Here is a 10935-nt window from a genome sequence, read left to right as displayed (position 1 = left end):
TAATGGATATCCTTCCCAATCATCGGGCAACAAAATACGCCTCAGGTCGGGGTGGCCGTCAAAAAATATACCTACCAGGTCATAAGCTTCGCGTTCATGCCAGTCGGCAGTACGGTATACTGATGATACACTCGGAAATTCAGGCAACGCCTCGCTTTCGCGGTCATGCTGCTTACTCACTTTTAATGTTAATTGCAGGTGATAGGGGATAGACGCTAAATGGTAAACCACCCCAAAGCGCCCGGCCTCAACGCCGTAATCAACTCCGGTAAGGCATGATAGTAAATCGAAATAAGTTTTGGGGTTATTGCGTAATTCAAGGCATACGTCAGCTATACGGTCGGGCTCAATTTGCAGGGCAGGCTGTAGCCCGCCGGTTTCTTCGCCAACAATAACTTCTTCGCCAAATTTTTCAATAAGCAATAACTTGATCTCCTCAAAACTCATGGTGCAAGGCGTACTTTTTTCCAGGTAGTGTTGTCAATCTTTTTATAAACAATGCGGTCATGCAGGCGGCTGCTTTGGCCCTGCCAAAACTCTATCATGCGGGGTTTTAATATGTACCCACCCCAATAGGAGGGCTTTGGAATGGTCTTGTCGGCATATTCTGCTTCCAGTTCGTTCATTTTATTTTCCAGTATCTCGCGGCCCGCAATTTCCTGGCTTTGCGGCGATACCAAAGCACCCAACTGGCTGTTTTTGGGCCGGGTTTGAAAATATCGGTCAGATACCTCTTTGCTCAACTTTTCAATAGTGCCTTCAATGCGTACCTGTCTTTCCAGCTCACCCCAAAAAAAAGTAATGGCACCCAACGGGTTTTTGGTTATTTCTTTACCCTTACGGCTCAAATAGTTGGTGTAAAACGTGAAGCCATAGTTGTCATACCCTTTTAACAATACAATACGAGCCGATGGTACACCGTCGCGTGTAGCGGTTGCCAGGGTCATGGCATTGGGTTCATACAATTCTGCTTCAACTGCCTCGTGAAACCAAAGTTCAAATTGTTTTATAGGGTTATTGTTAACGGTTGTTTCTGATAACTGCGCCAAGCTATAATCGCGCCTTAAGTTTTGTAAATCTTCCTGATTCATGTTATTGCAAACTTACAAATTATTGCGCCGTGTAGGATAATTTTATATTTGAACTTATTTTTGCTATGCTTGTTGTTTATAATATATATCTAATAATTTATAATGCTTAGTACTATTACTGCCGCCGCAGGGCGTATTTTAATTTCTGAACCTTTTATGCTCGACCCTAATTTTAAACGGTCGGTAGTGCTGTTAACCGAATACGCCGATACCGGCGCTGTAGGGTTTATATTAAACCACCCCGGCGAGTATTTATTAGGCGATGTATTGCCTGATACTGCCTATTCGGAAATACCGGTGTATACCGGCGGTCCCGTTGGCGAAAATACCCTGCATTTTATTCATAAATGCCCTGATAAAATTGATGACGGTATTGAAATATGTGATGGTATTTTTTGGGGAGGAAATTTTGAAACGGTTAAGCAATTGATATCAACCTACCAATTGGATAACAGCGAGATCAAATTTTTTACAGGTTATTCCGGGTGGGAGATAGGCCAGTTGGAAGAGGAGTTGCGCGAAAACGCCTGGATAGTGTCGGATAAATTTACTGCCGAAAATATATTCTCAAGTAACGAGCAAACTATTTGGCGCGAGGCTATTATTAACATGGGCCAGCGTTATGCGCATATTGCCAATTTTCCTGAAAACCCCGAGTTAAATTAATAGCGATTAGTTTCCGGATTCCATTTCGCCGGCAGATTCTTCGACCTTTTGTTTCAGTGTCTCTTTGTATTTGATGAGGTTTTGAACCAAATATTCATCAGCGGTAGATATGATTTGCGCGGCCAATATACCCGCGTTTTTAGCGGCGTTTAAAGCCACAGTAGCCACCGGGATGCCGTTTGGCATTTGGAGTATGGATAGGATAGAATCCCAGCCATCAATAGAATTGCTTGACTTTACAGGAACACCAATAACCGGCAAATGTGTTAATGATGCTACCATGCCCGGCAAATGCGCCGCCCCGCCTGCACCGGCAATAATTACCTTTAAACCACGATCAGCCGCCGCACGTGCGTAGCTGAACATCCTATCCGGGGTGCGGTGGGCAGATACAACAGTGATTTCATAAGCAACGCCTAATTCTTTTAAAACATCAGCGGCGTCTTGCATAACCGGAAGATCCGATTTGCTGCCCATTATAATTGCGACTTTAGGAGAGTTCATAGTGAGGTTGTTGATAATAGTTTTTGCCTTTCAGACGCACTTAATATTGCCATAGCTTTGATTAACTCAACGAATTTTTGCTCGTCAAATTTCCTTAGGTTCATTAAAGGTATAACAAAATCTCCCATCCCTAAAGTATGTGCTAATTTAGTTGAGATAGGATTAGTCTTCTTTAAATTTTCTTGTATTTTATTATTAAGAACTATACAAATATATTTGTGTTTGCCAGTTTTCAGACCACGGTACGTATTTTGCCACTCATAAACATAAGCGTCAGTAATATCTTCCCATTTGATAAAGCCTTTGTTAGTTTTTTTCTCAAAAATACCATAACTCGACCTGTCGAAAATCCCCGTTTCGCTTAATATCAATTCAGGTCTTTTATCTAATAAATTAAATATACCTAAAGGAATTCCAAGACCAAAAAAACAAATACAAAACCAATTTAGAAATTCAGGTTCTATTTTACTGTTGTTGACTATATCCCAACTAGCAAAACAAACAAAAGGTAAGACTAGTAATATAAGTCTTAGGGCTTTCCACTTAGATTTGTAAATTTTGATTTCGTGCATTAATTGTTTGAGATTGCCAAGCTGTTCCTCGATGACGGCGTGGTTATCTAACTAATTACCTTAAGTGTTTCCTGAACGTAACGCGCCTTCTCTATCGCCTTTTCTCTATCTGCATCCACAATGGTAACATGCCCCATTTTGCGGAAAGGCTTGGTTAAAGCTTTGCCATATAAATGTACATATACACCTTCGCATTTTAATATTTTTTCAATGCCCTGGTAAACGGCGGGGCCCTCATGTCCGGCTTCGCCTAAAATATTGATCATAACGGCGTTGTTCAAACAAGCGGTATCACCAAGTGGCTGGTTAAAAATCGCCCTTAAATGCTGCTCAAACTGCGATACAACGTTGCCTTCAATGCTTTGGTGCCCGCTATTATGCGGACGTGGCGCTAACTCGTTTACCAGTATCTTACCATCTTTGGTTAAAAACATTTCAACTGCAAGCAAACCCACAATATTCAGGTCCTCGGCTATTTTTTCGGCAATGGTTTTAGCCTGCTCATGTACATCAAATGGTAGGGTTGACGGCGATATCAGGAACTCCACCAAATTAGCTTCGGCGTTAAATTCCATTTCAACCAGCGGGAAGGTACTTACGTCGCCGTTTTCATTACGGGCTACTATTACGCCTATTTCTTTTTCAAAATCTATCCATCGTTCAATCAGGCTCGGTTCGGTAAAGGCTCCTGCCAAATAGCTTTCGTCCTTAACTTTATATACGCCGCGGCCATCATAACCATCGCGTCTTAATTTTTGAATGTAGGGGAAGGGGATATGGCTATTTTTAAGTTGTTCGGCTGATGATATGACCTGGAACTTGGCGGTTGGTATATCATTCTCTTTAAAAAATTGTTTTTGCAGGCCCTTATCCTGTATCAGGCGGATGATTCGTGGTTGCGGGTACACCAATACACCTTCTTTTTCCAGTTGCTCCAGCGCGTCAACATTTACTTTCTCTATCTCAATAGTAAGCATGTCGACCTTTTTGCCGAATTTATAAACGGTATCGTAATCGCTTAATGAGCCAACTACAAATTCGTCACATAATTTACGGCAGGGGGCCTCGCGGTCGGGGTCAAGTACTTTTACCGTAACATTGTAATTAATGGCCTGCTGAATTAACATGCGGCCCAATTGTCCGCCGCCTAAAATGCCAAGTTTCAGATCTCCGTAAAATGCTTTCATTTCTGTACTGCAAGTTTACCCTAAATCTTTCAAAAAGCCTAAGCGAAATTTAAGTTTGCGGCAACGACGCTATTTCCTTTTATAAAAATAATACCCCGTAGCTATGTAGGATATCGGCAGTCCAAAGCAAATAATCAATATACCGCTTGCCTTGATCGCCGCAACACCATCAAATGGTTTGGGCGGTATTTGTGAAAAAGGTACTACCAGGCGGTTCATGATGAAAAAAATAGCCACACCATATATAATGCCGGTTAAAAACTTAAAACGAAACCACGAGTAAAACATAGGGTGTAATAAAAATAAAGCCGTGGTAAATAATAAGGCTATAAGGTAATGTAAACCCATACCATACAACTCCATGGTTGTGCCGCCTGCAAACGCCGCTTTACCAAAAACACCGCTGGCAATGTATTGAAATACAGTTGCCGCACTTACCTTAAGGTTAGTTAATATAGCAGCCACCGCGTCAAGCGTGCCGGTAAGCAAGGTTAGGCCTATGATGTAAATTAATTTGCTGTTCCTTTTTTGGCTGATCTCCAGGGCCATAGTTAGATAGTTTATATATCTAAATTAGATAAAAGGTACCATAAAAGCAAGGGTTAAATTATTGAAATAAAGAGATTTAAAACAGTTAGGCACCCACTAAGTGTTCGCCTTCTATTTTTTTCTGAAGTTCCAATATAGCGCCTATCAGGGCTTCGGGGCGTGGGGGGCAGCCCTGCACATACACATCAACAGGTATAACCCGGTCAACACCTTTTACCACATGGTAGCCATGCTGCCAGTACGGGCCGCCGCAGTTGGAGCAGGAACCCATCGAGATCACATACTTAGGTTCGGGCATTTGCTCATACAGGCGTTTAATACGTTCGGCCATTTTAAAGGTAACCGTACCTGCGATGATGATCACATCGGCCTGGCGGGCAGATGGTCGCGGAAAAACACCCAGCCTGTCCATATCATAGGTTGACGCGTATGAGCCCATCATTTCAATGGCGCAGCAGGCAATACCAAACCCCAGCGGCCATAATGATGATAAACGCGACCAGTTAAGCAGGTCATTCAATTTGGTAACTATTACGCCACCGCTCTCGTTGGTTATATCAGGCGTCATTAGCTGGTTTTTTAAAAGTTGGTTTAAACATGGGCTTCCTCACCGGTGGTGCATCTGGTGTTGCAGCAGCAACCGGAGCTGCCATATCAGTTGTAACACTCTCCAAAGCAAATTCTTTTATTTTAAAAGCGTTTTGCTGTATGTTTATTTTATCGTACAAGGCTGCCGGTACACGGGAGTTGGTGGTAGGGATGGTGGGTTTTGGTTTTATCCAGTCCAGGTCGCCTTTGCGCCAAACGTAAACCAGACCCATTATCAGTATACCTAAAAATACAAACATTTCTATCAGCGCGAACCATCCCCAGCGCGGATCGGCAGCTATAATTTCATGGTTACCAAATACCGTTGCCCACGGAAAAATAAACACCATCTCCACATCAAACAGTAAAAACACCAGGGCAATTACATAAAAACGGGAGTTAAAAGGCAGCCAGGCATTACCGGTAGGCTCCTCACCACATTCGTACGAGGTTAACTTTTCGGCAGTAGGATTATTAGGCGCAAGCAGCCTGTTTAAAAAAAATATAAGGCATAGCAATATTATTCCTGTAATTAAAAAGATAAGTATCTTACCAAATTCAGATATTTGCGCAACCTCATTCATGTCAGCAAATTTAATAAAACAATCAGAGTTTGACGCTATAATTATTGGCGGCGGTGCCTGTGGATTAATGTGCGCCGTACAAGCGGGTTTTTTAGGCAAGCGTACGCTGATACTGGAAAAGAATGATAAACCGGGTGCTAAAATCCTCATCAGTGGCGGGGGTAGGTGCAATTATACCAACCTGTACGCATCGCATCAGCAATTTATATCGCAAAATGAGCACTTTGTAAAATCGGCTTTCGCGCAATGGACGGTAGATGATACCATCAGCTTTTTTGAAACCTACGGCATTGAGGGTAAAGAAAAAACGTTGGGACAGCTTTTTCCGGCAACCAATAAAGCTAAGGATGTGGTGGAGGTTTTTACCAATTTATGTGACGACTTAGGTCAGGAAATAAGATGTGATACCGATGTAACCGGGGTTTATAAAGTAGATGAAGGGTTTATAGTAACCTATGAAAGTAACGGCAGAGAAATAAAACTGCTTACCCCAAAAGTAGTCATAGCCGCAGGGGGATTACCCATACAAAAAATGGGCGCTACCGATTTTGGCCTGCGTACCGCGCGTAACTTCGGCTTAAATATTATTGATACCGCCCCGGCATTGGTACCGTTAACCATTACGGGGAAAGATCAGCCCTGGTACGAGCAGCTATCAGGCAGCAGTATTTTTTGCCGGCTATGGAACGATAGGGCCAGTTTTGAGGAAAACATATTATTTACCCATTGGGGATTAAGCGGCCCGGCGATATTGCAAATATCAAGCTACTGGAAACCGGGCGAGTTTATTTATATCGACCTGCTACCGAACAAAAACATCGCAGAGTTATTGCAAGAAGAGCGAGATTTAAACGGAAAGAAAACCTTGCTTACTTTACTCTCCGGTTTATATACCCGCAAATTTGCCGAAGCGTTAACAGGGTATTTGCCTGTAGAAAAGAACCTTGCATCGTTAAGCAAAGCCGATATGGAAAAAATTGAAACCCTGATACATCAGTTTAAAGTAAAACCGGCAGGGGATAAAGGTTATGATAAAGCCGAGGTAATGCGCGGCGGTGTGGCTACTGATGAACTATCATCAAAAACCCTGGAAGCTAAAAAAGTACCCGGTCTGTTTTTTGGCGGCGAATGTGTGGATGTTACGGGATGGCTGGGTGGCTATAACTTTCAATGGGCCTGGGCAAGTGGGTTTGTTATTGCGCAGGGATTGTAGTTGGCAGTTTTCAGTGGGCGGTAAGCATTATGATGGTTAATATTACTAACGCTTAATAGACTGTTAACAGCTAACTTATAACTGCCAACTTACCTATGCGAAACCTCTACACCCTTATAATAAGCTATTAACCTTTCTATACTACCTAAATTGAATTTTTTGGCTCTTATTTGCTCAACAACGTCGGGTTCATCGCCCATTACTTCAACCATAATATCATTAAAAGCCTGGTTGCTTATGGGTTTCATATCGGCAGTAGAGCTGCCAAAAAAGTAAACAGCATGATTTTTACCACCTCCGCTGCCTCCAATAGGTATGGATATCCCTCCGCCTAAACCGCCACCCATGCCGCCTGTGCCGCCGCCCGCACCTACACCAAACTGCGGCGAAAAGCCACCGCCACCGCCGCTTCCGTCATCGCCGAAGGCGGCATAAAGTTTAAGGTCAGTGTCTAAAGCAACCCGCACAAAATCCAATACCCGGTTTGACCATAAGTCCGTAGCGGCTACCACAAAGCTATCGCGGCCAACTACATAGGCTTTAATATCGCTGGCACTTAATTTAATTACGTCTGCTTTGGCATCGTCTCTAAACTCAATAAAGCCTTCATCTTTTATGGGCGGTCTGCCCGATGGGTTTTGGTGGATAAGTCCTTTCTCTATCTGCCCTTTGGTATCATAAAAGTAGCCGGGTTGCCATTTTTGAGCATACGCCCCGGCAACGATCAGCACAAATAATAAAAAGGTTAAAACTAAACGCCTCATACTGCAAACATAGTTATAGTGATTGGAGAATAGTGATTGGAGATTAGTTAAAATATGTGAAATAGTTATGAGTTGGCAGTTTTTAGTTTGCAGTTAGCAGTAATTGTTTTTGTCAACTGCTAACTGCACACTGCAAACTATTTCAATTGTCTGTCGCCACCCTGCCGCTCAACCATCCATTGCGGATACTCTTTGGTTAAGGCGCTTACTTCGTCAATTTTTTTCAGGTCATCGGCAGATAACTGGATTTCAACAGACTTAATATTATCTTTTAGTTGGTCGATGTTTTTTGCGCCGATGATGGTACTGGTGATACCTTTTTGCAAACGCACCCAGGCCAATGCAACTTCGGCAGGGGTGGCATTATGCTGTTTGCCAACTTGGGTTATTACGTCAATAATATCAAAAGTTTTGTCCTTATTTATCGGCGGGAAATCAAAATGGTCACGACGTGAGCCTATTTTCTCATTATCACGCGTATATTTTCCGGATAGGAAACCACCTGCCAGCGGGCTCCATGGCATTATGCCCAGGTTTTGGTCAATAGCCAAAGGCACAATTTCGCGTTCAATATCGCGGCTGGGTAATGAGTAATAATACTGCAAGCCAACAAATTTATGCCAGCCATTTTTTTCGGCAATGCCCTGGGCTTTCATCACCATCCAGGCGGGCCAGTTACAAACAGCAACGTAGCGTACCTTTCCGGTATGTACAATATCGTTTAGCGAGCGCATTATTTCTTCAACCGGGGTTAAAGGATCTACGCCATGCACGTAAAGCACATCAATATGATCTAACTGTAAACGCTGTAAACTTTCATCAACAGATTGAAAAATATGAAAACGCGACAGCCCCACGTTATTTATACCCTCGCTCATGCGCCCACGAACTTTGGTAGCAATGATGAGTTCCTTGCGGTTAAGGCCAACATCTTTTATAGACTGCCCCAACAGCTTTTCTGATTCGCCAAATGAATAAACGTTGGCAGTATCAATAAAGTTAATACCCGCATCAACCACAGTTTTCATCAGGCTGTTTACTTCGTCCTGCTGTACTTTGCCAATATTGCTCCATATACCACCGTTGCTGCCACCAAAGGTCATGGTACCAAAGCATAATTCGGACACTAAAAGTCCGGTGTTGCTTAATAAATTGTATTTCATTTTGTTGCTGGTTTTTAAATAGATAACACAATACTCAGCATTTGTTTAAATAAAATGGTCAAAAGTAAGTCAAACTTATGATAAGGGCTTATGTTAATAGGGTGGATGGACAGACTTATAAAAAAACTTGAAAAAATTGGCCGCGACCCTAAAGTAACCGCCAAAGCGGTGGGCTTGCGTTATGTGGCTGACTCGGCCCCTGGCTATACCCGTAAAAAGTCCGGTAACGGCTGGAGTTATATAGATGCCGAAGGCAAAACCGTTAAAGATAAAGAAATAATTGCCAGGTTTAACAAGCTGGTTATACCCCCGGCGTACACCAACGTATGGATATCGCCTTACGAAAACGGGCACCTGCAGTTTACAGGTACTGATGCGGCAGGGCGAAAGCAATACCGCTATCATCCCGAATGGAACAAAATACGCAACCAATCTAAATATCATCGTATGCAAACCTTCGCGGCGCATTTACCGGCCATACGCGAGCAGGTGGATAAAGATCTTTCACGCAAAAACCTCGACCATGAAAAAGTGGTGGCGCTGGTAGTGCGCCTGATGGAGTTAACCAGTATTAGGGTAGGCAATGAATCGTACAAAAAATTATACGGCTCATTTGGCCTTACTACCTTACAGGACAGGCATGTAAAAATAGAAGGCGACAGCATGCGATTTGAGTTTAAGGGGAAGAAAGGCGTATTTCATAAAATTGCTTTACAAAGCAGGAAATTGTCCCGCCTGGTAAAGCAATGCCGCGATATACCGGGTAAGGAACTTTTTCAGTTTTATAATGATGAGGGTAAGCGATGCTCGATCGGGTCGGGGGACATCAACACCTATTTAAAGCATATAACCGGTGAAGATTTTACGGCTAAGGATTTCCGTACCTGGGCAGGCAGCGTGAGTGCTTTGTATGCTTTTAAAGAAGCAGGAGAGTTTGCAACCGTTACGGAGTGCCATAAAAAAATTGTGAACGTGCTGGATGAAGTAGCTTTAAATTTAGGTAATACCCGCACCGTTTGTAAAAAATACTATGTGCACCCCTCCGTTATAAAAAGCTATGAAGAGGGTACCATATTTAATTATATTAAGGAACTTGACGAGGATAAGGACATCAGATCAGCCGAATTAAATCGAGCCGAAAAGGCATTGTTAGAAATTTTGCAAAAAGAAAAACTGGCCGAAGCTAGTTAGAAATTCATATATAGCACTTTTGTTACAAATAAAAAATGCAATATCTTATGAAGGGTGTTGCAACATTGATAACAATCAGCTATTTTCGATGACTTAATTATGACAAATAATGTATAAAAAGAAAATTATAGCTATTGGTTTATTAGCAAGCACTGTATTGCTTGCCTCAATGACCACACTACAACAAGTACCCCAGCAACAACCACGCCCCGAGCCTAAATTGGTAAACATTAAAGTATTGCCTAAAAAACTTACGTTTCGTCAGGTAGACCATTTAATGGATGAATGGTCAAGAGCATTAGGGGTACGTTGTAACTTTTGCCATGACAATAAGGATAAGTCGCTTGATATTAAACCCGAAAAAGAAATGGCCCGCAAGATGTTTGTGATGGAGGGTAAGATCAATAAAAAATTCTTCGGCGCTAAGAAAGATTCTGTAGGCTTAATGGCCGAAACAGGTGTAACCTGTAATAGCTGTCATCGTGGCGTTGCGCACCCTAAAGTGGTATACGCAAACGTACCGGGTCCAAGACCAGGTGGCTTTGGTGGTCCGGGTCAAGGTGGCCCAGGCGGTCCGGGTGGTTTTGGTGGCCCAGGTCAGGGAGCTCCAGGCCAAGGTGGTCCGGGTGGTCAGCAAAGACCTCAAGGTGCACCGGTTGCAACTCCTCCGGCTACTCCTCCAGGCAGGTAACAGATAATTTGATAATATCATAAAAAACGCTCCCAGGTTTAATTGCCAGGGAGCGTTTTGTTTTTATAAGCTTTATAAACACACTCCTTCATTAAAAATATAAAAGCCTCTCCGTTTTAATCGGAGAGGCTTTGTTTTACAAAAAAGCTATTATGATTACGCGTTGCCTAAC

Annotated in this window: 14 protein-coding genes; 4 read left to right on the top strand and 10 right to left on the bottom strand. The window is 42.8% G+C overall.

Annotation, left to right across the window (positions count from 1 at the left end):
• Both ABI367_RS15875 and pdxH read right to left on the bottom strand, forming a co-directional pair.
• Nucleotides 1-447: NADH-quinone oxidoreductase subunit C (locus ABI367_RS15875; RefSeq protein WP_462228256.1), on the bottom strand; the 447-nt coding region annotated here is incomplete at its 3' end.
• Nucleotides 444-1091, bottom strand: a complete 648-nt coding sequence (gene pdxH / locus ABI367_RS15870) for a pyridoxamine 5'-phosphate oxidase (protein WP_462228255.1) — start codon at nucleotides 1089-1091, stop codon at nucleotides 444-446. The genes ABI367_RS15875 and pdxH, both read right to left, overlap by 4 nt.
• Nucleotides 1092-1193: 102 nt before the next feature.
• Here pdxH and ABI367_RS15865 point away from each other — a divergent pair, with 102 nt between their 5' ends.
• The gene (locus ABI367_RS15865) at nucleotides 1194-1757 is read left to right on the top strand and encodes a YqgE/AlgH family protein (RefSeq protein ID WP_462228254.1); all 564 of its coding nucleotides are present in this window, start codon (nucleotides 1194-1196) and stop codon (nucleotides 1755-1757) included.
• Nucleotides 1758-1763: 6 nt separating this feature from the next.
• Here ABI367_RS15865 and purE read toward each other — a convergent pair whose 3' ends face one another.
• The 6 genes from purE to ABI367_RS15835 all read right to left on the bottom strand — a co-directional run bounded on the left by purE (nucleotide 1764) and on the right by ABI367_RS15835 (nucleotide 5741).
• Nucleotides 1764-2261: a 5-(carboxyamino)imidazole ribonucleotide mutase gene (gene purE / locus ABI367_RS15860; protein ID WP_462228253.1), complete on the bottom strand. Its 498-nt coding sequence runs from the start codon at nucleotides 2259-2261 to the stop codon at nucleotides 1764-1766.
• Nucleotides 2258-2833 (bottom strand): STM3941 family protein, encoded by a 576-nt coding sequence (locus ABI367_RS15855; RefSeq protein WP_462228252.1) that lies wholly within the window; start codon nucleotides 2831-2833, stop codon nucleotides 2258-2260. The genes purE and ABI367_RS15855 overlap by 4 nt, the downstream gene beginning before the upstream one ends.
• Before the next feature lie 47 nt (nucleotides 2834-2880).
• A complete protein-coding gene (locus ABI367_RS15850; RefSeq protein WP_462228251.1) occupies nucleotides 2881-4020 on the bottom strand; it encodes a 5-(carboxyamino)imidazole ribonucleotide synthase in 1140 nt (379 codons plus the stop codon).
• A 69-nt stretch (nucleotides 4021-4089) separates the two neighbouring features.
• Nucleotides 4090-4569, bottom strand: coding sequence for a hypothetical protein (locus ABI367_RS15845; protein ID WP_462228250.1), 480 nt, complete (start codon nucleotides 4567-4569; stop codon nucleotides 4090-4092).
• A gap of 85 nt (nucleotides 4570-4654) precedes the next feature.
• Entirely contained in the window at nucleotides 4655-5137 is a 483-nt protein-coding gene (locus tag ABI367_RS15840) for an NADH-quinone oxidoreductase subunit B (protein WP_462228249.1), read from the bottom strand.
• The gene (locus ABI367_RS15835) at nucleotides 5127-5741 is read right to left on the bottom strand and encodes an NADH-quinone oxidoreductase subunit A (RefSeq protein ID WP_462228248.1); all 615 of its coding nucleotides are present in this window, start codon (nucleotides 5739-5741) and stop codon (nucleotides 5127-5129) included. The genes ABI367_RS15840 and ABI367_RS15835 overlap by 11 nt, the downstream gene beginning before the upstream one ends.
• Here ABI367_RS15835 and ABI367_RS15830 point away from each other — a divergent pair.
• Nucleotides 5740-6954, top strand: coding sequence for a BaiN/RdsA family NAD(P)/FAD-dependent oxidoreductase (locus ABI367_RS15830; RefSeq protein ID WP_462228247.1), 1215 nt, complete (start codon nucleotides 5740-5742; stop codon nucleotides 6952-6954). The genes ABI367_RS15835 and ABI367_RS15830 overlap by 2 nt on opposite strands.
• An 89-nt stretch (nucleotides 6955-7043) precedes the next feature.
• Here the strand turns inward: ABI367_RS15830 and ABI367_RS15825 are convergent, their stop codons facing one another.
• Together ABI367_RS15825 and ABI367_RS15820 are read right to left on the bottom strand one after the other, a co-directional pair.
• Nucleotides 7044-7718 (bottom strand): hypothetical protein, encoded by a 675-nt coding sequence (locus tag ABI367_RS15825; protein WP_462228246.1) that lies wholly within the window; start codon nucleotides 7716-7718, stop codon nucleotides 7044-7046.
• Nucleotides 7719-7855: 137 nt separating this feature from the next.
• Nucleotides 7856-8881: an aldo/keto reductase gene (locus ABI367_RS15820; RefSeq protein ID WP_462228245.1), complete on the bottom strand. Its 1026-nt coding sequence runs from the start codon at nucleotides 8879-8881 to the stop codon at nucleotides 7856-7858.
• Between the two features lie 105 nt (nucleotides 8882-8986).
• Here ABI367_RS15820 and ABI367_RS15815 point away from each other — a divergent pair, with 105 nt between their 5' ends.
• Both ABI367_RS15815 and ABI367_RS15810 read left to right on the top strand, forming a co-directional pair.
• A complete protein-coding gene (locus tag ABI367_RS15815; RefSeq protein ID WP_462228244.1) occupies nucleotides 8987-10072 on the top strand; it encodes a DNA topoisomerase IB in 1086 nt (361 codons plus the stop codon).
• Between the two features lie 109 nt (nucleotides 10073-10181).
• Nucleotides 10182-10763: a c-type cytochrome gene (locus tag ABI367_RS15810; protein WP_462228243.1), complete on the top strand. Its 582-nt coding sequence runs from the start codon at nucleotides 10182-10184 to the stop codon at nucleotides 10761-10763.
• Nucleotides 10764-10935 lie beyond the last annotated feature (172 nt).

The sequence above is a fragment of the Mucilaginibacter sp. genome (assembly GCF_039935595.1).
Taxonomy (GTDB): Bacteria; Bacteroidota; Bacteroidia; order Sphingobacteriales; family Sphingobacteriaceae; genus Mucilaginibacter.
This window is presented reverse-complemented; position numbering and strand designations above follow the sequence as displayed.

Coding starts and splice junctions, on each gene's coding strand:
- pdxH (WP_462228255.1), bottom strand. CDS start 1,091: ATGAATCAGGAAGATTTACAAAACTTAAGGCGCGATTATAGCTTGGCG.
- ABI367_RS15865 (WP_462228254.1), top strand. CDS start 1,194: ATGCTTAGTACTATTACTGCCGCCGCAGGGCGTATTTTAATTTCTGAA.
- purE (WP_462228253.1), bottom strand. CDS start 2,261: ATGAACTCTCCTAAAGTCGCAATTATAATGGGCAGCAAATCGGATCTT.
- ABI367_RS15855 (WP_462228252.1), bottom strand. CDS start 2,833: ATGCACGAAATCAAAATTTACAAATCTAAGTGGAAAGCCCTAAGACTT.
- ABI367_RS15850 (WP_462228251.1), bottom strand. CDS start 4,020: ATGAAAGCATTTTACGGAGATCTGAAACTTGGCATTTTAGGCGGCGGA.
- ABI367_RS15845 (WP_462228250.1), bottom strand. CDS start 4,569: ATGGCCCTGGAGATCAGCCAAAAAAGGAACAGCAAATTAATTTACATC.
- ABI367_RS15840 (WP_462228249.1), bottom strand. CDS start 5,137: ATGACGCCTGATATAACCAACGAGAGCGGTGGCGTAATAGTTACCAAA.
- ABI367_RS15830 (WP_462228247.1), top strand. CDS start 5,740: ATGTCAGCAAATTTAATAAAACAATCAGAGTTTGACGCTATAATTATT.
- ABI367_RS15835 (WP_462228248.1), bottom strand. CDS start 5,741: ATGAATGAGGTTGCGCAAATATCTGAATTTGGTAAGATACTTATCTTT.
- ABI367_RS15825 (WP_462228246.1), bottom strand. CDS start 7,718: ATGAGGCGTTTAGTTTTAACCTTTTTATTATTTGTGCTGATCGTTGCC.
- ABI367_RS15820 (WP_462228245.1), bottom strand. CDS start 8,881: ATGAAATACAATTTATTAAGCAACACCGGACTTTTAGTGTCCGAATTA.
- ABI367_RS15815 (WP_462228244.1), top strand. CDS start 8,987: ATGGACAGACTTATAAAAAAACTTGAAAAAATTGGCCGCGACCCTAAA.
- ABI367_RS15810 (WP_462228243.1), top strand. CDS start 10,182: ATGTATAAAAAGAAAATTATAGCTATTGGTTTATTAGCAAGCACTGTA.